This is a genomic window from Roseisalinus antarcticus (genome assembly GCF_900172355.1).
GTDB lineage: Bacteria > Pseudomonadota > Alphaproteobacteria > Rhodobacterales > Rhodobacteraceae > Oceanicola > Oceanicola antarcticus_A.
Window position 1 is genome coordinate 230,413 of record NZ_FWFZ01000002.1, and the last position, 22,122, is coordinate 252,534.

21 protein-coding genes are annotated in these 22,122 nt (G+C 68.2%); 12 read left to right on the forward strand and 9 right to left on the reverse strand.

Features of this window, described 5'->3' with window-relative positions; translation table 11 throughout:
- Nucleotides 1-9: 9 nt before the first annotated feature.
- The 8 genes from ROA7023_RS03760 to hrpB all read left to right on the forward strand — a co-directional run bounded on the left by ROA7023_RS03760 (nt 10) and on the right by hrpB (nt 10,604).
- A complete protein-coding gene (locus ROA7023_RS03760) occupies nt 10-936 on the forward strand; it encodes a carbohydrate ABC transporter permease (protein ID WP_085877699.1) in 927 nt (308 codons plus the stop codon).
- The gene (locus ROA7023_RS03765) at nt 936-1,784 is read left to right on the forward strand and encodes a carbohydrate ABC transporter permease (protein ID WP_085877664.1); all 849 of its coding nucleotides are present in this window, start codon (nt 936-938) and stop codon (nt 1,782-1,784) included. Before ROA7023_RS03760 ends, ROA7023_RS03765 begins: the two co-directional genes overlap by 1 nt.
- The gene (locus ROA7023_RS03770; RefSeq protein WP_085877665.1) at nt 1,781-3,853 is read left to right on the forward strand and encodes an alpha-galactosidase; all 2,073 of its coding nucleotides are present in this window, start codon (nt 1,781-1,783) and stop codon (nt 3,851-3,853) included. The genes ROA7023_RS03765 and ROA7023_RS03770 overlap by 4 nt, the downstream gene beginning before the upstream one ends.
- A gap of 49 nt (nt 3,854-3,902) precedes the next feature.
- A complete protein-coding gene (locus ROA7023_RS03775; RefSeq protein WP_085877666.1) occupies nt 3,903-4,799 on the forward strand; it encodes a 2-dehydro-3-deoxygalactonokinase in 897 nt (298 codons plus the stop codon).
- Nucleotides 4,796-5,401, forward strand: coding sequence for a 2-dehydro-3-deoxy-6-phosphogalactonate aldolase (locus ROA7023_RS03780; RefSeq protein ID WP_085877667.1), 606 nt, complete (start codon nt 4,796-4,798; stop codon nt 5,399-5,401). The genes ROA7023_RS03775 and ROA7023_RS03780 overlap by 4 nt, the downstream gene beginning before the upstream one ends.
- Entirely contained in the window at nt 5,398-7,341 is a 1,944-nt protein-coding gene (locus tag ROA7023_RS03785) for a beta-galactosidase (RefSeq protein ID WP_234992005.1), read from the forward strand. Before ROA7023_RS03780 ends, ROA7023_RS03785 begins: the two co-directional genes overlap by 4 nt.
- A 28-nt stretch (nt 7,342-7,369) precedes the next feature.
- On the forward strand, nt 7,370-8,134 hold the full coding sequence (locus ROA7023_RS03790) for an NAD(P)H-dependent oxidoreductase (RefSeq protein ID WP_085877668.1): 765 nt from the start codon (nt 7,370-7,372) through the stop codon (nt 8,132-8,134).
- A gap of 61 nt (nt 8,135-8,195) precedes the next feature.
- On the forward strand, nt 8,196-10,604 hold the full coding sequence (gene hrpB, locus ROA7023_RS03795; protein ID WP_085877701.1) for an ATP-dependent helicase HrpB: 2,409 nt from the start codon (nt 8,196-8,198) through the stop codon (nt 10,602-10,604).
- Nucleotides 10,605-10,614: 10 nt separating this feature from the next.
- Here hrpB and ROA7023_RS03800 read toward each other — a convergent pair whose 3' ends face one another.
- Nucleotides 10,615-11,631, reverse strand: coding sequence for a ribose-phosphate pyrophosphokinase (locus ROA7023_RS03800; RefSeq protein ID WP_085877669.1), 1,017 nt, complete (start codon nt 11,629-11,631; stop codon nt 10,615-10,617).
- 98 nt (nt 11,632-11,729) lie between these two features.
- Between ROA7023_RS03800 and ROA7023_RS03805 the strand changes: the two genes are divergently transcribed.
- Nucleotides 11,730-12,332, forward strand: coding sequence for a 2-hydroxychromene-2-carboxylate isomerase (locus ROA7023_RS03805; RefSeq protein WP_085877670.1), 603 nt, complete (start codon nt 11,730-11,732; stop codon nt 12,330-12,332).
- Nucleotides 12,333-12,364: 32 nt separating this feature from the next.
- On the opposite strand, the gene ROA7023_RS03810 is transcribed toward ROA7023_RS03805, so the two are convergent.
- The 6 genes from ROA7023_RS03810 to ROA7023_RS03835 all read right to left on the reverse strand — a co-directional run bounded on the left by ROA7023_RS03810 (nt 12,365) and on the right by ROA7023_RS03835 (nt 17,350).
- Nucleotides 12,365-13,435, reverse strand: a complete 1,071-nt coding sequence (locus ROA7023_RS03810; RefSeq protein WP_085877671.1) for a threonine aldolase family protein — start codon at nt 13,433-13,435, stop codon at nt 12,365-12,367.
- A complete protein-coding gene (locus ROA7023_RS03815; RefSeq protein WP_085877672.1) occupies nt 13,435-13,902 on the reverse strand; it encodes a YcgN family cysteine cluster protein in 468 nt (155 codons plus the stop codon). Before ROA7023_RS03815 ends, ROA7023_RS03810 begins: the two co-directional genes overlap by 1 nt.
- Entirely contained in the window at nt 13,895-14,857 is a 963-nt protein-coding gene (locus tag ROA7023_RS03820) for a bifunctional riboflavin kinase/FAD synthetase (RefSeq protein ID WP_085877673.1), read from the reverse strand. The genes ROA7023_RS03815 and ROA7023_RS03820 overlap by 8 nt, the downstream gene beginning before the upstream one ends.
- 106 nt (nt 14,858-14,963) lie before the next feature.
- Entirely contained in the window at nt 14,964-15,407 is a 444-nt protein-coding gene (locus tag ROA7023_RS03825; RefSeq protein ID WP_085877674.1) for a MaoC family dehydratase, read from the reverse strand.
- Between the two features lie 144 nt (nt 15,408-15,551).
- Nucleotides 15,552-16,424, reverse strand: coding sequence for a TIGR01459 family HAD-type hydrolase (locus tag ROA7023_RS03830; protein ID WP_085877675.1), 873 nt, complete (start codon nt 16,422-16,424; stop codon nt 15,552-15,554).
- A 5-nt stretch (nt 16,425-16,429) separates the two neighbouring features.
- On the reverse strand, nt 16,430-17,350 hold the full coding sequence (locus ROA7023_RS03835) for a manganese-dependent inorganic pyrophosphatase (protein WP_085877676.1): 921 nt from the start codon (nt 17,348-17,350) through the stop codon (nt 16,430-16,432).
- Between the two features lie 127 nt (nt 17,351-17,477).
- Here ROA7023_RS03835 and ROA7023_RS03840 point away from each other — a divergent pair, with 127 nt between their 5' ends.
- Entirely contained in the window at nt 17,478-18,149 is a 672-nt protein-coding gene (locus tag ROA7023_RS03840; RefSeq protein WP_085877677.1) for a DUF2161 domain-containing phosphodiesterase, read from the forward strand.
- A 14-nt stretch (nt 18,150-18,163) separates the two neighbouring features.
- Here ROA7023_RS03840 and ROA7023_RS03845 read toward each other — a convergent pair whose 3' ends face one another.
- Nucleotides 18,164-19,168, reverse strand: coding sequence for a TraB/GumN family protein (locus tag ROA7023_RS03845; RefSeq protein WP_085877678.1), 1,005 nt, complete (start codon nt 19,166-19,168; stop codon nt 18,164-18,166).
- Nucleotides 19,169-19,241: 73 nt separating this feature from the next.
- On the reverse strand, nt 19,242-19,457 hold the full coding sequence (locus ROA7023_RS03850; RefSeq protein ID WP_085877679.1) for a hypothetical protein: 216 nt from the start codon (nt 19,455-19,457) through the stop codon (nt 19,242-19,244).
- Nucleotides 19,458-19,899: 442 nt separating this feature from the next.
- Here ROA7023_RS03850 and ROA7023_RS03855 point away from each other — a divergent pair, with 442 nt between their 5' ends.
- Complete coding sequence (locus ROA7023_RS03855; RefSeq protein WP_085877680.1) at nt 19,900-20,211, forward strand: co-chaperone GroES; 312 nt, start codon at nt 19,900-19,902, stop codon at nt 20,209-20,211.
- 98 nt (nt 20,212-20,309) lie between these two features.
- The gene (groL, locus tag ROA7023_RS03860; protein WP_085877681.1) at nt 20,310-21,956 is read left to right on the forward strand and encodes a chaperonin GroEL; all 1,647 of its coding nucleotides are present in this window, start codon (nt 20,310-20,312) and stop codon (nt 21,954-21,956) included.
- The last annotated feature ends 166 nt before the right edge of the window (nt 21,957-22,122 follow it).

Here is a 22,122-nt window from a genome sequence, read left to right on the forward strand (position 1 = left end):
GAGATTCCCATGACATATGTATCCCCCCCTCCAGAGGCACGCTCCCGCGGCTGGTACAAGCGCAACGAAATCGCGGTCACGCCGTTCCTGTTCCTGATCCCGGCGGTGCTGTTCTTTGCGATCTACGTGATCATCCCCATCGGACAGAGCTTCTGGATCAGCTTTCACGAATGGGACGGGCTCGGCGACAAGACCTGGGTCGGCACGGCGAATTACGAACGCCTGTTGTTCGACGACCGCAAGTTCACCACCTCGTTCTGGAACAACATCAAGTGGCTGGTGCTCTACCTGCTGGCCATCCCCGGCGGGCTTTTCATCGCGCTGTTCCTGAACCAGACGGTGACGGGCATCCGGCTTTACAAGTCGCTGTTCTTCTTTCCCTTCGTCATCAGCCAGGTCGTCGTCGGCCTGGTCTTCTCGTGGTTCTACCTGCCGCGCGAAGGGCTGCTGAACGCCATCCTCGCCGTCTTCGGCGCGGGGCCGGTCAACATCCTGGGCGATCCCTCGACCGCGACCTACGGCATCATCGCCGCGGGCCTCTGGCCGCAGACGGCCTATTGCATGATCCTTTACCTGACCGGCCTCAACGCGGTCGATCCCGAACAGGTCGAGGCGGCGCGGCTCGACGGCGCCAAGGGCTGGCGAATGCTGTGGTACGTGATCCTGCCGCAACTGCGCCCGGCGACCTTCATCGCCTTCGTGGTGACCATCATCGGGGCGCTGCGGTCGTTCGACCTGATCTCGGTCATGACCAACGGGGGGCCGTTCGGATCGACCCGGGTGCTGTCGTTCTACATGTTCGAGGAATCGCTTTCGGAATTCGGCTTCCGCATGGGATATGGCGCCGCCATCGCCGTGGTCCTGTTCTTCATCATGCTCGGCTTCATCGTCTACTTCCTGTGGTCGATGTGGCGCGACGAGAAAGGGGCCCGCTGATGTTCCCGACACCCATCGCCAAGACCTCGCGCAGCTGGCAGATCACCTACCAGTCGATCCTGCCGCTGGCGCTGATCATGTGGCTGCTGCCGCTGCTCGCCGTGGCGCTGTTCTCGATCAAGCCGGATTCGGATTTTTCCACCGGCAATTACTGGGGCTGGCCGTCCAGCTTCGAGGGGTTCACCAACTACGGCAAGGTGTTCCTGGAATCGAACATGCCGCGGTATCTGCTGAACTCGCTGCTGATCACCATCCCGACGGTGGTGGGCGCGGTGGCGCTGTCCTGCATGGCGGGGTTCGCGCTGGGGGTCTATCGGTTCAAGGGCAACCTGCTGATCTTCTTCATGTTCATTGCCGGGAACTTCGTGCCGTTCCAGATCCTGATGGTGCCGGTCCGCGACCTGACCATCGGCATGAACCTCTATGACACCAAGACCGGGCTGGTGCTGTTCCACATCGCCTTCCAGACCGGGTTCTGCACGCTCTTCATGCGCAATTTCATCCGGGCCCTGCCGTTCCCGCTGATCGAGGCCGCGCGGGTCGAGGGCGTCGCCGAGTGGCGGATCTTCTGGTACGTGGTGCTGCCGTTGATGAAGCCCGCGCTGGCCGCGCTTGCGGTGCTGATCTTCACCTTCATCTGGAACGATTATTTCTGGGCGGTGGTCCTGACCCAGGGGCCCGATGCGCAGCCGGTCACCGCCGGGATCACCGAGTTCAACTCGCAGTATCGCGCCGCCTACCACCTCATGAGCGCCGGCAGCATCGTCGCCGCATTGCCGCCCGTGGCGATGTTCTTCCTGATGCAGAAGCATTTCATCGCCGGCCTGACCCTCGGAGCCGTAAAGTGACACAGACCTGGCGACTGGATGCCGGCAGGCAGACGCTTGCCTTCGCGTCCGACGGCGGAATGCCGCGCTGTATCTGGTGGGGGCCGCGCCTGCCGGAGGCAGAGGATCTGGACCAGCTTGCCGTGGCCGGCCGGATGGACATGTCGGGCGGCTGGCTGGACGTCCTGCCGCCCCTGACCCTCTGCCCGCTGTTGTCCGACGGCTGGCAGGGGCAGCCCGGGCTGACCGTCACCCGCGCGGGGGCCGAGATCCCGGCCCGTTTCGGCGGGTGCAGGGGTGCTGTCGAAGGCGACAGCCTCCGCCTGACCGTGCGCGATGCCGCCCATGGCCTGACCCTGATGGTCCTGTTCCGGGCCGAGCCTACCGGCCTGATCGCCGCCAGCACCCGGCTGGAGGCCGACGAGCCAGTCGAGGTCGCCTGGCTCGCCGCTCCCGTCCTGCCGGGGCCGAGCCTTGCGGACGAAATCATCGACGTCTCGGGCCGCTGGACCGGAGAATTCGCCCTCAACACGCTGCCCTGGACCCCCGGCATCCGCGCCCGCGAGGCGCGGACCGGGCGGTCGGGGCACGAGCATCCGCCCTTCGCCCTGTTCCCGGACCGCGGCGCAACGAACGCCGCCGGCACGGTGCGCGGCATGCATTACGGCTGGTCCGGCGGGCACCGGATGGTGGCCGAGGAGCTGCCCGACGGGCGCCGCCAGATCCAGTGGGGCCACGCGACCCGCAGCCTGGCCGCGGGCACGTCCTTCGAGACGGCGGACCTGTTGCTGAGTTTTTCGAACACGGGTCTCAATGGCTGCGGCATGGTGATGCAGTGGCATATCCGCGACCACATCGTGCAATGGCCGCAACCCGACCGGCCGCGTCCGGTGCATTACAATTGCTGGGAGGCGATCTACTTCGACCACGACCTTGCCGCGCTCAGCGACATCGCCGAGCATGCAGCCGACCTCGGCGCCGAACGGTTCGTGCTGGACGACGGCTGGTTCGGTCGGCGCGACGACGACACCACCAGCCTTGGCGACTGGGACATCGACCGGCGCAAGTGGCCGGACGGGCTGACGCCGCTGATCGACAAGGTCCACAGCCTGGGCATGACCTTCGGCCTGTGGTTCGAGCCCGAGATGGTGAACCCCGACAGCGACCTCTACCGCGACCATCCGGACTGGGCGCTTGGGCCGGCGGACCAGATCATGGGGCGCCACCAGATGGTGCTGGATCTGAGCCTGCCGCAGGTGCGTGATTACCTCTTCGACAAGATCGCCGCCGTGCTCTGGGGGCATGACATCGACTACATCAAGTGGGATCACAACCGCCTGTTGCCGGTGGTCGAGGCCGCGCAGACCGACGGCGCCTACGCGCTGTTCAACCGGCTGCGCGAGGCCTTCCCGCAGGTCGAGATCGAGAGCTGCGCCTCGGGCGGCGGGCGGATCGACACCGGCATCCTCGCGCGGACGCACCGGGTCTGGCTGTCCGATTCCAACGACGCGCTGGAGCGGCTGCGGATGCAGCACGACGCGGCGCTGTTCCTGCCCTCGGCGATCACCGGCAGCCACGTGGGCCCGCGGCACTGCCACACCTCGGGGCGCATCCTGTCCATGAGCTTTCGCGCCCGCGTCGCCGCCCAGCGGCACATGGGCTTCGAGATGGATCCGCGCGAGCTGACCGAGGACGAGACGGCGACGCTGAAGGCCGTGACAGCCTGGTACAAGGCCAACCGCGACTGGATGATGGCCGGTGACATCCTGCGGCTCGACACCGCCGATCCGTCAGTGACGGCGGAATTGCAACGCAGCGCCGACGGCGCCCGCTTCGTCGTCTTCGCCGGTCAGGCCGAGGCCCCGGAGCAGGCGATCCCCCGCCCGTTGCGCCTTGCGGGGCTGGAGCCGGAGGCGCTTTACGAAATCAGCCTGCTGAACCCCGAAGATGCCGCACGGCAAAGCCGCGGGCCCGTCGCCCTACGGGACGGGCCGTTGAGGCTAAGCGGCCGCGCCCTCATGGACGGCGGCCTCAACCTGCCCGTGGCCTGGCCCGGAACCATGTGGATGGTCGAAGGAAAACGCCTGTGAACATGTCTGTCCGCCCCCCGTTCTGCCAAACCCTGTACGAGGCCGCCCGATGACAGACCCGGACTGGATCGCGGTCGACTGGGGCACGACCCACCTGCGCGGCTGGGCGATGGCGGACGACGGCTCGGTTCTGGCCAGCGCGACGTCGGATCGCGGCATGGGGCAGCTCGCGCCCTCGGAATTCGAGCCCGCCCTGCTGGACCTGATCAAGGACTGGCGCACGGACGTGCCGGTCATCGCCTGCGGCATGGTCGGCTCCCGCCAGGGCTGGGTCGAGGCGCCGTATGCCGCCGTCCCGTCGCCGCCCCTCGGCGCGGGCCGGGCCGTCGCGATGACGCAGACGCCGGGCCTGAGCGTCCATGTCATTCCCGGCTTGAAACAGCTTGACCCGGCGGATGTCATGCGCGGCGAAGAGACCCAGATCGCCGGGTTCCTCGCCATGAACCCGGGCTGGGACGGCGTGCTGTGCCTGCCCGGAACCCATACGAAATGGGCGCATGTCAGCGCGGGCGAGGTGGTCTCGTTCCAGACCTTCATGACCGGCGATCTCTTTGCCGCGATCTCGGGTCATACTGTGCTGCGCCACTCGGTCGGCGGCGATGGCTGGGACGAGGGCGCCTTCGATGCGGCGCTCTCCGACGCCATGGCGCATCCCGCCCGCCTCGCCGCACGGATGTTTTCGCTGCGGGCCGACGGGCTGCTCCACGGGCTTGGCGCACCCGAGGCGCGTGCCCGCCTCTCCGCGCTGCTGATCGGCGCGGAACTTGCCGCTGCGCGCCCCTATTGGCTGGGCCAGAACATCGGCGTGATCGGCGCCGGCAGCCTTGCCGCGCTCTACATCCGGGCGCTTGCCGCGCAGGGGGCGCCCGCCGTTCAGGCCAATGGCACGGCCGTCACCATCGCCGGGCTGATCGCGGCCCGCAACCGCATCAAGGAGACCTCATGACACGTCCCCTCATCGCCATCCTTCGCGGCATCACGCCTACCGAAGCGCTCGACATCTGCGGCGCGATCATCGACGCGGGGATCTCGACCATCGAGGTGCCGCTGAACTCTCCGCAGCCCTACGAGTCGATCGCCGCCATGGCCCGCGCCTTCGGCGACCGGGCCGTGATCGGGGCCGGCACGGTGCTGAGCACGCAGGACGTGGCCCGGGTCAAGGACGCCGGGGGCCGGATCGTGGTGTCGCCCAATTGCGATGCGGAGGTGATCCGCGCGACCGTCGCGGCCGGCCTGGAAAGCTGGCCGGGGGTGATGACGCCGACCGAGTGTTTCGCCGCGATCAAGGCCGGTGCCACGGGATTGAAGTTCTTTCCCGCCACGCTCGTCGGCCCGGACGGCATCAAGGCCATGCGCGCGGTGCTGCCGCCCGCCCTGCCGGTCTATGCCGTGGGCGGGGCCGGGCCGTCGAATTTCGCGCAATGGATCGCCGCGGGCGCTGACGGGTTCGGGATCGGCACCGCGCTCTATACCCCCGGGCTTTCGGCGTCGGACGTGGCCGACCGCGCCGCCGTCATCGTCTCGGCCTATGACAAGGCCATCGCATGACCACGCCTTTGAAACGCACCCTTGGCGTCTGCTATTACCCGGAACATTGGGACGAGGCCGTCTGGGCCGAAGACGCCCGCCGCATGGCCGAAACCGGGATCACCTGGGTCCGCATCGGCGAATTTGCCTGGAGCCGGATGGAGGCGCAGCCCGGCGTTCTGACCTGGGACTGGCTCGACCGCGCGATCGAGACGCTCGGCGCGCATGGTCTGAAGGTCGTGCTGGGCACCCCGACGGCCACGCCGCCGCGCTGGATGATCGACAGGCACCCCGACATGCTGGCCGTCGATGCCGAGGGCCGGCCGCGCAAGTTCGGCTCTCGCCGGCATTACTGTTTTTCGCACAAGGGCTACCGCGAGGAATCGCGCCGGATCGCCCGCCTCATGGCCGAGCGCTATGGCCGCAACCCGCACGTGGCCGCTTGGCAGACCGACAACGAATACGCCTGCCACGACACCGTCATCAGCTATTCCGACGCCGCCCGCGCGGGGTTCCGCGACTGGCTGGCCCAGCGATACCAGAGCCCCGATGCGCTCAACCGCGCGTGGGGCAACGTGTTCTGGTCGATGGACTACGACAGCTTCGACCAGATCGACCTGCCCAACCTGACGGTGACGGAACCGAACCATCCGCATGTGCTGGCGTTCCGGCGCTATTCCTCGAACATGGTGGTGGCGTTCAACCGCATCCAGACCGACGAGATCCGCAAGCATTCCGACGCGCCGATCTCGCACAACTACATGGGCCGGGTCACGGATTTCGACCATTTCAAGGTGGGCGCCGACCTCGATATCGCGACCTGGGACAGCTACCCCCTCGGCTTTCTGTCCGACCGGATCGAGGGCACAGCCGATTACAAGCTGGCCTTCCTGCGCCAGGGCCACCCGGACAACCAGGCCTTTCACCACGACCTCTACCGGGCGGTGGGGGCGATGCGCAGCGGTGTCTCGCCCGCCGAGGGGCGCTGGTGGGTGATGGAGCAACAGCCCGGCCCGGTGAACTGGGCGCCGTGGAACGCGGCCCCGCTGCCGGGGATGTGCCGTCTCTGGGCGTGGGAGGCCTTTGCCCACGGGGCGGAATGCGTGAGCTACTTTCGCTGGCGGCAGGCGCCGTTTGCCCAGGAACAGATGCACGCGGGCCTTCTGCGCCCCGACAGTGCGCCGGCGCCCGCGCTGGGCGAGGCCGCACGGGTGGCAATTGAGCTGGCCGAGATGCCCGGCGTCGGGACCGCCCGGGCCGAGGTCGCGCTGGTCTTCGACTACGAGAGCGACTGGGCTTGGGCCGCGCAGGTTCAGGGGCAGGATTTCGGGTTCTGGCGTCTGGCGTTCGCGGCCTACCGGGCCTGCCGCCGCGCGGGGCTGAACGTCGATATCCTGCGCCCCGACACCGCCGACCTGTCGGCCTACAAGCTGGTGCTGGGGCCGGGGCTGATGCATTTGTCCGACCCGCTGAGGGCGGGGCTTGCAGCGTTCGACGGCATCGCCCTGCTGGGTCCGCGCAGCGACACCAAGACCGATGAGCTGTCGATCCCGACGCCCATGGGCCCCAATGTGCCGGGCCTCGACGTGACCGTCGCCCTGACCGAAAGCCTGCCGCCTGGGGCCGAGGTCGCGCTCGCAGGGGGCGGCCGCTTCCTGCACTGGTTCGAGCATCTGGAGGGCGAGGCGGAGGTTGTGCTGCGGACCGCCGCGGGCCAGCCCGCGATGGTCGGCGCAGGCGGGCTGCGGTATCTGGCGGGCTGGCCGGACGACGCCACCTTCGACGCGATCCTGGCCGCCCAATGTGCCGAGGCGGGGGTTGCCACGACGCCGATGCCCGAGGGGCTGCGCCTGCGCGACACCGACACGCATCGGTTCGTCTTCAACTACGCCGCCAAGCCGCAGACCTGGAACGGGGTGGAGATTCCGGCTGCAGGGGTCCATTGGGACGCCTTGCCCTAAAGCAAGCGCCTCGCCGAAAGGAAACCGCATGACCACGACCCTGATCGTGCTCGCCCACCCCGAGCGCCGGTCCTTCAACGGCGCCTGGGCCGATGCCACCGACCGCGCCCTGCGCGGGCAGGGCGACTCCGTGCTTTGGTCCGACCTCAACGCGATGGGGTTTGATCCGGTCGAGGCGCCGTCGCATTATGATCGGCCGGGCGACCCGGCCCCCTTCGACGTGCTCAAGGCGCAAGAGGCGGCGGCCAAGGCGAACGCCCTGCCGGCGGACGTGACCGCCGAGATCGACAAGATCAGGCGGGCCGACCGCATCGTTTTTCACTTTCCGCTGTGGTGGTTCGCGCCGCCCGCGATGCTCAAGGGCTGGTCCGAGCGGGTTCTGGCCAACGGGGCGCTGCATGACGCCGACGAACGCTTCGATGCCGGGCGGTGCCGGGGCAAGACGGCGCTGTTCTGTGTCACGACCGGGTCGAAGGCCGCCGAGAGCGGGCACGACGGCAAGGAGGGCGACGTCTCCATGCTGCTCTGGCCACTGGCCTATACCCTGCGCTACCTCGGCTTCGACGTGCTGGAGCCGCGGGTGGTTCACGGCGTGCACGGCTATCACAAGGGCGCGGCAAAGCAGGCGCTGGAGCAGCGGCTGCACGCCGTGCTAGAGGACCACCCCAAGACCATCGCAGACTTCGACCGGTTGCCAAGGATCGCCTTCAACCGCGATACAGAGTTCGATGCCGACGGCCGTTTGCGGCCCGAAGCCCACAGCCATTCGCTGTTCATCCGGCACCGGCCCTGAGGCCCCGCCGCACACGGAAGGGATTGACGCCGCCGCGCGGGGTTGGGACCACGCGGGCATGATGGACACCCTGCCTATCGACGCGGTGCTGCCCGATCTCGTGGCCGCCCTGCGGTCCGCGGGCCGGGCCGTGCTGCAAGCGCCGCCCGGCGCGGGCAAGACCTCGCGCGTGCCGCTGGCCCTGCTGGACGAGGTGCCGGGCAAGATCCTGATGCTGGAGCCGCGCCGCCTTGCCGCCCGCGCGGCCGCCGAACGGTTGGCCGAGACGCTGGGCGAGCGGCCGGGCGGCACCGTTGGCTACCGGATGCGCGGCGACAGCGTGCAGGGCGCGCGGATCGAGGTGGTGACCGAGGGGATCCTCACGCGGATGCTGCAATCGGATCCGGGTCTTGCGGGCGTCGGCTGCCTGATCTTCGACGAGTTCCACGAGCGCTCGCTCAATGCCGATCTGGGGTTGGCCCTGGCGTGGGAGGTCCGCGGGGCCCTGCGCGAGGATCTGTGGCTGGTGGTCATGTCCGCGACGCTGGACGCGGCCCCGGTGGCCGAGATGCTGGACGCCGCGCCTGTCATCACCTCTCAGGGGCGCAGCTTTCCGGTCGATCTGCGGTATCTCGACCGGCCGCTTGGCACCGGCGCCCGGATCGAGGGCCCGACGGCGGACCTGGTGGTCAGCGCAATGGCCGAGACCGAGGGCGGCGTGCTGGTCTTCCTGCCCGGCGAGGGCGAGATCCGCCGCGTGGCCGCGCGTCTTGCCGGGCGGTTGCCCGGGGACGCGGTTCTGCGGCCGCTCTATGGCGCGTTGCCCTTCGCGGACCAGCGGCGGGCGATCCGGCCCGAGGAGCATGGCCGCAAGGTCGTGCTGGCGACCTCCATCGCCGAGACCTCGCTGACGATCGAGGACGTGCGCGTGGTGGTCGATGCCGGCCGGGCGCGACGGGCGCGGTTCGATCCGAACTCCGGCATGTCGCGACTTGTGACCGAACGCGTCACCCGGGCCGAGGCCGAACAACGCGCCGGCCGCGCGGGCCGTGTGGCGCCCGGGGTCTGCTACCGGCTCTGGACGAAAGGCGAGGCGGGCGCGCTTGCCGCGTTTCCCCCCGCCGAGATCGAGGCGGCAGATCTGGCCCCGCTCGCGCTGGAACTTGCGGCCTGGGGCAGTGACGCGCTTGCGTTTCTCACCCCGCCGCCGGTCGGCACGATGGCCGAGGCGCGAGCGCTGCTCTCTGACCTCGGGGCGCTGGACCGCGGCGGACGCATCACGGACCATGGCCGCAGGTTGGCGCAGCGGCCGGTTCATCCGCGCCTCGGCCATCTGCTGGAGATCGCGGGCCGCGACGCCGCCCCGCTGGCCGCGCTGCTGTCGGACCGCGATCCGATCCGGGGCGCGGGCGCCGATGTCGCGCACCGGCTCGCGGCCCTGCGCGGGCGCTACAACGGCCCCGGGGAGGTCAACCGCGCGGGGCTGGAGCGCATCCGGGCCGAGGCAAAACGCCTGGCTTCCGGCCTCTCGCGGGGCGGTGACCTGACGCCGGGCCAGATGGCCGCGCTTGCCTATCCCGACCGGATCGGGCTGCGCCGCAAGGGGGATCTGCCGCGCTATGTGCTGTCGGGGGGCAAGGGCGCGGTGCTCGATGCCAAGGATCCGATGGCGGGCGGGCGGCTGATCGTGGCGCTGGACCTGGACGGCGACACGCAGGAGGCGCGGGTGCGCCTGGCTTGCGCCCTGAGCGAGGCGGAGCTGCGCGAGGTCGCCGGCGACCGGATCTTCTGGGACGACATCTGCGTCTGGTCCCGTCGGGACCGGCGCGTGCTCGCGCGGCGGCAGGAGCGGCTGGGGGCGCTGGTGCTGGACGACCGCGCCTGGACCGACGCCGAACCGGAGGCCGTCGCGCGGGCCATGTGCGCCGGGATCCGCGACCTGGGGCTGGGACTGACGGGCGCCGCCGCGCGGTTCCGCGCACGGGTGGAGCTGGTGCGCGCCTCGGGCGTGGACCAGCCCGAGATGACGGATGCCGCGCTGGCCGAGGGGCTGGAGGGCTGGCTCGCGCCCCACCTCGCCGGGGTGCGGACCGCCGAGGCCTGGCGCAGCTTCGATCCGCTGCCCGCCCTGCGCGCGATGCTGGACTGGGACCGGATGCAGGCGGTGGACAAGGCCGCACCGGCCAAATACCGGACCCCGCTCGGCCGCGAGGCGGCCATCGACTACGAGGGCGAGCACCCTGCCATCTCCGTGCGTCTGCAAGAGATGTTCGGGGTCACGCGGCACCCGGTGGTGGCTGGGCGGCCGTTGCGCATCACGCTGCTGTCGCCGGGGCAGAAGCCGGTGCAGGTGACCATGGATCTGCCCGGGTTCTGGGCGTCGAGCTATGCCGACGTGCGCAAGGACATGCGCGGTCGCTACCCCAGGCATCCCTGGCCCGAGGACCCGACCGAGGCCAGCCCGACCCTGCGGGCCAAGCCGCGCACCTGAGCCGCGCGGATCAGGAGGCCTGGTACATACCTTCGTATATCGGCACCAGCGTCTCGTGGTCGAACAGCGAGCTGACGCTGGTGCCGTTCCAGATGTTGAGGATCGCCTGCGCGAACATCGGCGCGGTCGGCACGATGCGGATCTGCGGGCAGGCCTTGACCGCCTCGGTCGGCTCGATGCTGTCGGTGATGACGAGGCTCTTCATTACCGAACTGGAGATCCGCTCGACCGCCGGGCCGGAGAGGACGCCGTGGGAGATGTAGGAATGCACCTCGGTCGCGCCGTTCTCGATCAGGACCTCGGCGGCCTTGCACAGGGTGCCCGCGGTGTCGGCGATGTCATCGACGATGATGCAGCGCTTGCCGGTCACGTCGCCGATGATGGTCATCTCGGCCACCTCGCCCGGCTTTTCCCGGCGCTTGTCCACGATCGCCAGGGGCGCGTTGATCCGGGTGGCCAGTTCGCGGGCGCGGGCGACGCCGCCGACGTCGGGCGAGACCACCATCACGTCGGACATGTCCTTGAAATGGTGCTTGATATCCAGCGCGAAGACCGGTGAGGCATAGAGGTTGTCGACCGGGATGTCGAAGAAGCCCTGGATCTGGGCGGCGTGCAGATCCATCGTCAGCACCCGCTCGATCCCGGCCTCGTGGATCAGGTTGGCGACCAGCTTGGCCGAAATCGGCGTCCGCGCCTTGGTGCGCCGATCCTGCCGGGCATAGCCGAAATAGGGGATCACCGCGGTGATCCGGGCGGCGGAGGAGCGTCGCAGGGCATCGGTGATGACCAGAAGCTCCATCAGGTTGTCGTTCGCCGGCCGCGAGGTCGACTGGATGATGAACATGTCTTCGCCGCGCACGTTCTCGAACACCTCGACGAAGATCTCGCCGTCGTTGAACCGTTCGACCCGTGCGTCGACCAGCCCGACGCTCATGCCGCGGTGCATGGACATCCGCCGGGCGACGGCCCGTGCGAGGGGCAGGTTCGCATTGCCTGAGATGAGCTTGGGTTCGATGATGCTGGGCATGGGCGGTCCTCGGGCGGGGCGGTGACGATTCCGTGGCGTTGACACCGCCTAGCACACACCTAGGGTTGCGCAAGCTCTTGAGAGCGCAGGGGGGGCACATGCCACATATCGATTACTTCTTCACGCCGATCTCTCCGTATACATATCTTGCCGGCAACGGGCTGGAGGAGATCGCGGCAAGGCACGGCGCAACGATCACCTACAAGCCGCTCGATATCATCAGCCTCTATGCCCGGACAGGTGGCATCGCGCCCAAGGACAGGCACCCCAGCCGGATGGAATACCGGGCACAGGACCTGCTGCGGTCGGCGGCCAAGCTGGGTTTGCCGTTCAACCTTCGGCCAGCCTTCTGGCCGACAAATGCCGCGCCTTCGTCCTACGCGATCATCGCCGCGCAGGCCGCCGGCGGCGGCGATGTCGGCGCACTCTGCCAGGCGCTGCTGCGGGCCTGCTGGGTCGAGGAGCAGGACATCGCGCAGGACGCGGTGATCCGCGCGGCGCTCGAGGGCGCGGGCTTCGATCCGGGCCTCGCGGATTCGGGGCTGCTGAGCGGCGCCGAAACCTATGCCGCCAACCTTGAGGAAGGCGCGATGCGGGGCGTGTTCGGCGCGCCGTTCTACCTGGTGGCAGAGACCGACGCGCGGTTCTGGGGCCGGGACAGGCTCGAAGACCTGGACCTGCACCTTTCCGGCAAGATCTGACGGTCCCTCAGGTCGGCGACGGGCGGGCCGGCTCAGGCGGCGCCGCTGGCCACGGCCTGCGTCAGGTGGCTGATGAAGGTATCGACGGCCGTGTCGGTCATCGACCAGTCACAGACGAAGCGGCCGGTCAGCAGGGCGTCGGGATCGGCGCCCTCCAGGCTGCCTTCGGTGATGTAATACGTGGCCCCCGCCGCCTTGAGCGCGGCATGAAGCCGGCGCGGCCAGCGCACGAAGATCATGTTGGCCTGCGGTTCGGCGACGAAACTGTCCCCGAGACCGGCGGCGCGGATCCCGTCCACAAGCCGGGCACAGGCCCGGTTCGCGTGGCCGGCCAGTTCAAGCCAGAGATCGTCCGCAAGGTATCCCTGCATCTGCGCCGACAATGTCCGGTGCTTGGAAAAGAGATGGCCCGCGCGCTTGCGGCGCAGTTCCAGCTGCCAGCTGTCTTCGGGATCGAACTGGATGCAGGCCTCGGCGGCGAGGCAGCCGTTCTTGGTGCCGCCGAAGCTGACCGCGTCGATCCCGGCCTTCCAGGTCATCTCGGCCGGGGTGCACCCCAGCACGCTCAGCGCATTGGCGAAGCGGGCGCCGTCGAGATGGGTCCGCAGCCCGTAGGCGCCGGCCACCTCGGTGATCCCGGCGATCTCGGCGGGGGAGTAGACCGTCCCGAGCTCCGTCACCGAGGTCAGCGACACTGGCCCGCGCTGGGGCGAGTGGACGCCGCCGCCCCGGGTCTCGAGCGCATCGGCCAGTGTTTCGGCCGTCATCTTGGCACCGACGGAGCGGACATGGGACAGGGACGCGCCACCCGACATCGCCTCGACCGCGTTGCACTCGTCCTCCGAAATATGGCTCTCGGGGGTGCAGAAGATCGTTTCCCATGGGTGCGACAGGGTGGCGAGCAGCAGGGCGTTGGCGGCGGTGCCGGTCGAGACCAGGTGCACGGCCGCCCGGGGCGCCTCGAAGATCTGGCGGATCCTGGCCTGGACCGCATGGGTCAGATCGTCCTGACCGTAGCCCATGAGGTAGCCCTCGTTGGCGTCGACCATCGCCTGCATGATCGCCGGATGGGCCGGGCCGCTGTTGTCGGAGGCAAAAAACATCAAGGTTCCTCGATAATGTGATCTTCCCAATCGTCTTCGTGGACGTCAAACTCGGACACGGTCAAGCCCTGGACCGAGATTCCGGCGTCATGAACTGACTTTGGGTCACCCGAAACCAGCGGGTGCCAGTGAAACAGGTCACGGCCCTCGTGGATCAGGCGGTAGGCGCAGGTCGACGGCAGCCAGTAGAGATGCTCCGGGATCGTCTGCGGGGTCAGGCGGATGCAGTCGGGCACGAAGCTGTGGCGGTTCTCGTAATGGGCGCAACGGCAGGTGGCATCGTCCAGCAGGCGGCAGGCCACGCGGGTCAGGGCGACCTCGCCGGTCTCGTCATCCTCGAGCTTGTTCAGGCAACATTTGCCGCACCCGTCGCAGAGTGCCTCCCATTCCCGGTCGGACATCTTGCTGAGCGGCTTGGTCCGCCAATAGCCCTCGCGCAGGCCCTCGCGGTCGATGGCGTCAGACATGGGGCTGCTCAACCGGCGGGGTCGCGGCGAGGATCTCGCGGGCCTGCGCACAATCCGCGTCCATCTGGGCGATGAGCGCGTCGACCCCGTCGAACTTCAACTCGGGGCGCAGGTAGTCCACCAGCGCGACCGAGACATGGGCGCCGTAGAGGTCGCCGGTGAAGTCGAAGAGGTAGGTCTCGCAATTGGCGGTGTTGACGCCGAAGGTGGGCCGGACGCCGATCGAGGCGGCGCCGCCGTAGCTGCCGGCATGGGGGCCGGTCAGCACGTCGATGCGGACCGCGTAGACCCCGAAAAGCGGCGGATGCAGCCCGGCGATGGACATGTTCGCCGTCGGATAGCCCAGGTCGCGGCCGCGCTGGTCCCCCTTGATGACCGCGCCCTCGATGCGATGCCAATGGCCCAGCATGGCGGCGGCGTCGCGCGGGCGGCCTTCGCTGAGGGCGCGACGGATCGCGGTCGAAGAGACCTCGGTCGCGCCCAGGTTGACCAGAGGGGCGATGGTGACCCCGAAGCCCAGGTCCTTGCCGAGCGCCTGCAGGCTGACGGCGCTGCCTGTCCGGTCCTTGCCGAAGTTGAAGTCGGCGCCGATGAACACATGGGAAACGCCGAGCGCGTCGCGCAGGATGTCGGCGGCGAAATCCTCGGGGCTGAGTGCCGCGAGGGCGGGCGTGAACGGCAATTCATAAAGCACGTCGACGCCGATCTTGGCCAGGCGGTTGGCCCTGGCCTCGGCGTTCATCAGGCGGAAGGGCGGGCTGTCGGGCGCGAAATGGCTGCGCGGGTGTGGCTCGAACGTCAGGACGCCAAGGGGGGCGTCGGTCGCGCGGGCCACGTCGCGGGCCATGTCGATGACAGCCCGGTGGCCCTGGTGGACACCATCGAAATTGCCGATCGCCACGGCGGCGCCGCGGTTCTCGGCGGTGATGGAGAATGTGCCTCGTAGGATGCGCATGGATCGGGAGGTAGCGCCGACGGGGGCGGGGCGCAAGGCGGCGCTTGTGCCGCCGATCCGCAAAGAGGGCGCGGGTGCCGTGGAGGACCTTGGCGAAAGGTGCGCGTCAGTCGAACTTGGCCGAGGGGGCGAGGACGAGGGCCTCACCGGCCAGCACGGGCTTGCCGTCCACCACACAGCGGGTGTCGAGGGTCACCCGGCGGCGGGAATGGTCGATCGCGGTGACCGTGACCTCGGCCGTGACCCGGTCGCCGGGGCGGACGGGGGCCAGGAATTTCAGGCTTTGGCCGAGGTAGACCGCGCCGTGGCCGGGCAGCTGCTCTCCGATGACGGCCGAAACAAGGCCCGCCGTGAGCATCCCGTGGGCAATGCGGCCTTCGAAGATCGTGTCCTGGGCATAGTCATCATCCAGGTGGACCGGGTTGTGATCTGTCGAGACCTCGGCAAACAGGGAGATGTCGCGGTCGGTGATTTCCTTGGTCAGGGACCGGGTCATGCCGATCTCGATGTCTTCGATGCAAATCGTGCCGCGGGGGAGATTGTCGAGCATGTGTGGATCCGGTGAGTAATAAAAGTTCTAAATAGATAGGCGTCTGGAAACTTTATTACTCACCGATGTGAGGATAGTCAAGGTCGGCCTTGCGTCGGAGGGCGGGAGCCTCCGGCGGGAGTTTTTGGGCCAAGATGAAGCTGTCTAGCGCAGGGCGCCGATGGCGTAGGTCGGGGTGACGCGGTTTTCGGACACGAATGTCCGGAGCGCGTCGGGGTCGGGTTGGCGGTCGGTCCGGGTCTCTGTCGCGGCGAGCCCGCCGGTGACGAAGAGCGAATCGACGTCTTCCTGTTGTGCGCCCAGAATGTCGGTCAGAATTCCGTCGCCGATCGCGAGAATGCGCGGGTCCGCCACGGCGCCGGGCAGCGCGGCATAGCGGCGGCGGGCGAGGTCGTAGATCGGCGGGTGGGGCTTGCCGAAGTAGAGGCTTTCGCCGCCCATCTCGGAATAGAGCTGGGCGAGGGCGCCGGCACACCATTCCCGTTCGTCGCCGCGGTCCACGACGACGTCGGGATTGGCGCAGAGCAGCTTGAGCCCCTTCTGCTTGGCCGCGAGGAAGGTCGGGCGGTAGACGGCGGGGTCGGCGTAGCGGTCGGCCGGCCCGCAGCAGACGATGCCCTCGGCTTCGTCGAGAGCGGTGCGGGTGATCTCGAGCGGCTCGTCGATGAGGGCCATGGGCTCGAAGAAGCTCAGATCGGTGTCTTCGCCGATAAAGTAGACCTTCTGGCCGACCGCGCCGTTGAACATCGCCGCGCGGGCGCTGTCGCCGGAGGTGGCGACGGCATCCCAGGCGTCGGACGGAATGCCGAGATCCGTGATCTGTTGCTCGACCGGGCCGCGTGGGCGTGGCGCGTTGGTCACGAGGATCACCCGTGCGCCCGACGCCCGCAGCGCCTGCATCGCCGCCACGGCGTCGGGGAAAGCCCGCAGGCCGTTGTGCATGCAGCCCCAGAGGTCGACGAACGCGACGTCATAGGCCCCGCCGATCTCGGCGAGGCTCTCGATGATCCGGACCACGTCGATCAGACCTTGAGCGCGGGAATGATCTGTTTCTTGCGGCTCATGACCCCAGGGAGGACCACGGTATCGCCCTCGACGGTGGCGCCGAAGCTCTTTTCCGCCACGGTTTTCACGCGGTCGTTGGGGATCAGCATCGTCGCTTCCTCGTTGAGGATGTCGACCACGAAGAGCAGCACCTCGTCGGCGCCGTCCTCGGCGGCCACGGTGCCCATGGCCTCCAGCAGGCTGGCCTTGCGGTCGAGGACCGTGGCGGGGGACGTGGTCTCGAGCACGGAGACGCGGAACTTGGTGCCGTCGACCTCGTATTCCTTGCTGTCCATGCGCAGGAGCTCCGCGTCCGAGAAGGACGAGACGTCGGATTTGGCGGCGAACATCTCGGCGGCATACTCGGGGATCGAGATGCCAAGCTCGGTCGCCAGCGCCTCGGCCAGGGCCTTGTCCACCTCGGTCGTCGTGGGCGAGCGGAATTCCAGCGTGTCGGACAGGATGCAGGACAGCATCAGGCCCTTGATGCCCTCGGGCATTTGGTCCGCGTGGTCGCCCATCATCTGGTGCATGATCGTGGCGGTGCAGGCGAGCGGGCGGATGGTGATGTCGATCGGGCCCTTGGTCTCGATCCCGCCGGTCAGCTTGTGGTGGTCGATGATCGAGCGGATGTCGGCGCCATTGATGCCTTCGGGCAGTTCCGCCGGGTTGTTGGTGTCGACGATGACGACCGGCTGGCCCTCGGGGAGGCCGTCGAGCACGGCAGGCGCCTCAAAGCCCCAGCGCTGGGCCACGAAGGCGGCCTCGGTGTTGGGCGTTCCGAGCAGGCGGGCCTCGGCCGCCTCGCCACGGATCTCGGAGAGATACCAGGCCCAGATGAGGGGGGAGCCGGTGGAATCTGTGTCGGGGGCCTTGTGGCCGAAAACGAGTGTGGTCATGGGTCAGCCTGATCTACTTTGCATGGGTGATTTCGAGCGCCTTATAAGAGCGGGCCGGGGGCCTGTCACCCCCGCGCCGCAGAGGCGGGGATTGATCGCCGACGCAAGGTCGGCTTCTGTCGTCCCCATGCCGGACCCGAAACCTTCCGCCCCGCGCGAGGCCGACCTTTACCCCGCCGTGAAGGCACATCTCGAAAGCCAGGGCTACGAGGTGAAGGGCGAGGTGGGTGCCGCCGACGTGGTCGCCGTCCGCGAGGCAGAGCCGCCGGTCGTGGTCGAGCTCAAGCGCGGCTTCAGCCTTGCGCTGTTTCATCAGGCGGTGGCGCGGCAGGCCGTGACCGACCTTGTCTATGTGGCGGTCCCGAGGCCGGGGCAGGCCAGCCTCAAGCGGAACCTCGGCCTGGCCCGCCGGCTGGGGCTGGGTGTCATGACCGTTCGCGCACAGGACGGACGGGTGGAGGTGCTGTGCGATCCCGGGCCGTTCACCCCGCGCAAGTCGCCGAAGAAGACCGCCAGGCTGCTTCGGGAATTCGAGCGCCTGCGGGGCGATCCCAACGCGGGCGGGGCCACGCGCCACGGCATCGTCACCGGATACCGCCAGGATGCCCTCGCCTGTGCCCGGTTCCTGGCCGTACACGGCGCCTCGAAGGCCGCGAGGGTCGCGGAATGGACGGAGGTCCCGAAGGCGCGGCAGATCATGGCCGACAATCACTATGGCTGGTTTCTGCGCCGGGACCGCGGGATCTATGACCTCTCCGCCGCGGGCCGCAAGGGGCTGGGGGACTGGGGCGAGGACTGACCCGCCCCCTGGGCCTAGCGCTCCAGCGGTGTCACGTCCCAGCCGGCCTGGTCGAGCAGGCGCAGGAGGCCGGTCTCTCCCGGCAGGTGCAGGGCGCCAACGGCGATGAGGATATCGCGCTCGGGCGCGGCGGCGATCTCCTGCATCCAGGCGATGTTACGCTCTGTCAGCAGTGCGTCGGCGCTGAGCTGGAACATGGCGTCGGCCTCGGCGCGGGTGGTGCCGGGGGCGCGATAGGTGGCGATGCGGGACATGGCCCAGATCTCGGCGGTGCGGCCGGCGAAGTAGCCGTCGAGCATGGCGACGAAGGATTGCGCCTGAAGCTCGGCGGGCCCCACCGCCAGGCGCAGCATCTCCAGCTGCTCGTCCATGGTGCTTTGCGAGAAGATCGACAGGACGGTCTCCCATGGCTCCAGCGCCCGCATCGGAAGGCCCAGGGCCTCGGCCTCCTGCATGATCATGTGGTCAAGGCCACGCCGGCCGGCCATGACATCCGGCATCACGCAGGGCGGCATGGCGAGGGACAGGGTCAGATACCAGGGGCGCATCTTGGCGGCCATGAAGGCGGGGATCTGGCGGGCGGCGGCGGCCTCGGCGAGATCCTGCCAGATCGCCGTGGGCAGCAGCTCTGGCAGGGTGGGCCCATCTGTGATGACGATGCGCGACGGGTCGGCGGCCAGAGCGTCCTGCATCGCCTGTTCCTCCGCCGGCGTGATCTCGACCAGCAGGGCGTCGGCGTCCGCCAAAAGCGGCCGGGCCCGGTCCATCAGCGCGGGGAGCCGGGGGTCGTAGGCATGCATGGTGCCGATCAGCGTGAGCGCCTGCTCGCCTTTTCGGGCCTGCCAGAACAGCCCCTCTGCGAAGGGGGCGGCGGCGACCTCGGCCGCGATCTCGGCCCGTTCGGCGGCCGTCAGGAGGTCGGCGAAGCTGTCGCCGGTGCACTGGGCGCGGGCCGCCGTGGCGGGCAGGACAGCCAGCAGAAGGCCGGTGAGCAGGAGGGCGAGCGTAGGACGCGGCATGGGTCTTCCCGTCAAGAGTGTGAGGATGAGCGTAGCGGGAGGTCGCCGCGGGCTCAATCACCCGCCCCGCCGGTCAGGCCGGGCGGGGCGGGTCGGCCAGGCGTTCGCCCAACCGGATGAGCAACCGGCCGAGCCGCACCCTGAGCGGGTCGCCCCGGGGGTCGGGGCGCGGCGGCGCGCTGTGCGCGATCCGGGCCAACGAGGACGGCGGCGCGATGGGCGCGGGCAGAAGGTCGTTGTCCGCCAGTACGTCCAGGGACAGCCGTTCGGGCAGGCTGCGGACCGGCACGGACCGCGCCGGGCGGGGTTTCAATACGGGCGAACCCACCCGTGACGGGGGGATAAAGAACGTGGGATGCATGGGGCACCTGTCATGTCGCGTATCAGAAGAAACGTGCGACGAGGGGATCGCCCTCGCGGCGGTTTTGGGGTGGGGCGTTCAGCCCTGAAGTCGGCGGTTCCAAAACATATAAGTTCCTCCTGCGCTGGCAGGTCATGGAGCATGGGGTAGGCCGGGCCGTGTGAGTCGCGCAACCCGAAAAGGCCGGGCAGGCGAACCTGTGGCCATAATGCCCGCCCGTGCCCGCCCGTGCCCGGCGAGGCCGTTGAGAAAAGTCTGCGCGATTCCCGCCCGGACGCTGTTGACAGCCCGTTCCGCGCTGCCTATCTCGTCGTCATTGGCACTCACAGGGAGCGAGTGCTAACCATCATCAATGTGAGGAGCTGCAACGATGGCTTTCAAACCGCTTCACGACCGTGTCCTGGTCCGTCGCATCGAGTCCGACGAAAAGACCAAGGGCGGGCTGATCATCCCCGACAGCGCCAAGGAAAAGCCGGCCGAAGGGCTGGTCGTCGCCGTTGGCGCCGGTGCCCGTGACGAGGACGGCGAGCGCATCGCCATGGACGTCAAGGCCGGCGACCGCGTTCTTTTCGGCAAATGGTCCGGCACCGAGATCACCGTCGACGGTGAAGAGCTGCTGATCATGAAAGAGAGCGACATCCTCGGCACGATCGACGAGACCGCCGAAGCCAAGGCCGCCTGAACCGGCCCCGTTCGCTCCGGACCGTCCGGGGCGCGTGAAAGGCGGGCAGGCGCTGCTCGCCGCAGTCTGAAACAATTTATCCAGGAGCTAGTCAAATCATGGCTGCTAAGGACGTCAAATTCGACACCGATGCCCGCAATCGCATGCTGAAGGGTGTCAACATCCTCGCCGACGCGGTGAAGGTGACCCTCGGCCCCAAGGGCCGCAACGTGATCCTCGAGAAATCCTTCGGCGCGCCGCGCATCACCAAGGACGGTGTGTCGGTTGCCAAGGAAATCGAGCTTGAGGACAAGTTCGAGAACATGGGCGCCCAGATGGTGAAGGAAGTCGCTTCCCGCACCAATGACGAAGCCGGCGATGGCACCACCACCGCTACCGTTCTCGCCCAGGCGATCGTCAAGGACGGCCTCAAGGCCGTGGCCGCCGGCATGAACCCGATGGACCTCAAGCGCGGCATCGACCTTGCCACGTCCAAGGTCGTAGAGCACATCAAGAGCGCGGCGCGCAAGGTCGAGAACTCCGACGAAGTCGCCCAGGTCGGCACCATCTCCTCCAACGGCGAGAAGGAAATCGGCCGTCAGATCGCCGACGCGATGCAGAAGGTCGGCAACGAGGGTGTCATCACCGTCGAAGAGAACAAGGGCCTCGAGACCGAAACCGACGTCGTCGAAGGCATGCAGTTCGACCGCGGCTACCTGTCGCCCTACTTCGTGACCAACACCGACAAGATGATCGCCGATCTCGACGATTGCATGATCCTGCTGCACGAGAAGAAGCTCTCGTCGCTGCAGCCGATGGTGCCGCTGCTCGAGTCCGTGATCCAGTCGCAGAAGCCGCTGCTGATCATCGCCGAGGATGTCGAGGGTGAAGCCCTTGCCACGCTCGTCGTGAACAAGCTGCGCGGCGGCCTGAAGATCGCCGCCGTCAAGGCTCCGGGCTTCGGTGACCGTCGCAAGGCCATGCTGCAGGACATCGCGATCCTGACCGGCGGCCAGGTCATCTCCGAAGATCTCGGCATGAAGCTCGAGAACGTGACCATGGACATGCTCGGCACCGCCAAGCGCGTCTCGATCACCAAGGACGAGACCACGATCGTGGACGGCCATGGCGACAAGGCCGAGATCGAAGCCCGCGTGGCCCAGATCCGCAACCAGATCGAAGAGACGACCTCCGACTACGACAAGGAGAAGCTGCAGGAACGCGTGGCCAAGCTGGCCGGTGGTGTGGCTGTCATCCGCGTCGGTGGCATGACCGAGACCGAGGTCAAGGAGCGCAAGGACCGTGTTGACGACGCGCTGAACGCGACCCGTGCGGCCGTTCAGGAAGGTATCGTCGTTGGCGGCGGTGTGGCGCTTGTCCAAGGTGCCAAGGCGCTCGACGGGCTGACCGGCGAGAACAGCGACCAGAACGCCGGCATCGCCATCGTGCGCCGTGCGCTCGAGGCGCCGCTGCGCCAGATCGCCGAGAACGCCGGTGTCGACGGCTCCGTCGTCGCGGGCAAGATCCGCGAGAGCAGCGACCTGAAGTTCGGCTTCAACGCCCAGACCGAGGAATATGGCGACATGTTCGCCTTCGGTGTCATCGACCCGGCCAAGGTCGTGCGGACGGCGCTTGAAGACGCGGCCTCGATCGCCGGTCTGCTTGTGACGACCGAAGCCATGGTCGCCGACCGGCCCCAGAAAGAGGGCGCCAACGGTGGCGGCGGCGACATGGGCGGCATGGGCGGCATGGGCGGCATGATGTAGTCAGCCGTCTCCGACCAGAGACAGGAAAGGGCGTCCCTCTGGGCCAGTCCCTGACCGTAAATGTTGAGAAAATACTTCAGTTGGCCGCATTGCGGCCAACTTTCTCTTCGACACCACGCTTGACGGTCATCCGAATGGAGAAAAAAGGTGTCGAGCGTCCCGAAGA

Coding starts and splice junctions, on each gene's coding strand:
- ROA7023_RS03825 (WP_085877674.1), bottom strand. CDS start 15,407: ATGCTCGACAATCTCCCCCGCGGCACGATTTGCATCGAAGACATCGAG.
- ROA7023_RS03835 (WP_085877676.1), bottom strand. CDS start 17,350: ATGACCACACTCGTTTTCGGCCACAAGGCCCCCGACACAGATTCCACC.
- ROA7023_RS03820 (WP_085877673.1), bottom strand. CDS start 14,857: ATGCGCATCCTACGAGGCACATTCTCCATCACCGCCGAGAACCGCGGC.
- ROA7023_RS03785 (WP_234992005.1), top strand. CDS start 5,398: ATGACCACGCCTTTGAAACGCACCCTTGGCGTCTGCTATTACCCGGAA.
- ROA7023_RS03800 (WP_085877669.1), bottom strand. CDS start 11,631: ATGCCCAGCATCATCGAACCCAAGCTCATCTCAGGCAATGCGAACCTG.
- ROA7023_RS03790 (WP_085877668.1), top strand. CDS start 7,370: ATGACCACGACCCTGATCGTGCTCGCCCACCCCGAGCGCCGGTCCTTC.
- ROA7023_RS03855 (WP_085877680.1), top strand. CDS start 19,900: ATGGCTTTCAAACCGCTTCACGACCGTGTCCTGGTCCGTCGCATCGAG.
- ROA7023_RS03760 (WP_085877699.1), top strand. CDS start 10: ATGACATATGTATCCCCCCCTCCAGAGGCACGCTCCCGCGGCTGGTAC.
- ROA7023_RS03840 (WP_085877677.1), top strand. CDS start 17,478: ATGCCGGACCCGAAACCTTCCGCCCCGCGCGAGGCCGACCTTTACCCC.
- hrpB (WP_085877701.1), top strand. CDS start 8,196: ATGGACACCCTGCCTATCGACGCGGTGCTGCCCGATCTCGTGGCCGCC.
- ROA7023_RS03805 (WP_085877670.1), top strand. CDS start 11,730: ATGCCACATATCGATTACTTCTTCACGCCGATCTCTCCGTATACATAT.
- ROA7023_RS03765 (WP_085877664.1), top strand. CDS start 936: ATGTTCCCGACACCCATCGCCAAGACCTCGCGCAGCTGGCAGATCACC.
- ROA7023_RS03775 (WP_085877666.1), top strand. CDS start 3,903: ATGACAGACCCGGACTGGATCGCGGTCGACTGGGGCACGACCCACCTG.
- ROA7023_RS03780 (WP_085877667.1), top strand. CDS start 4,796: ATGACACGTCCCCTCATCGCCATCCTTCGCGGCATCACGCCTACCGAA.
- ROA7023_RS03810 (WP_085877671.1), bottom strand. CDS start 13,435: ATGTTTTTTGCCTCCGACAACAGCGGCCCGGCCCATCCGGCGATCATG.
- groL (WP_085877681.1), top strand. CDS start 20,310: ATGGCTGCTAAGGACGTCAAATTCGACACCGATGCCCGCAATCGCATG.
- ROA7023_RS03845 (WP_085877678.1), bottom strand. CDS start 19,168: ATGCCGCGTCCTACGCTCGCCCTCCTGCTCACCGGCCTTCTGCTGGCT.
- ROA7023_RS03815 (WP_085877672.1), bottom strand. CDS start 13,902: ATGTCTGACGCCATCGACCGCGAGGGCCTGCGCGAGGGCTATTGGCGG.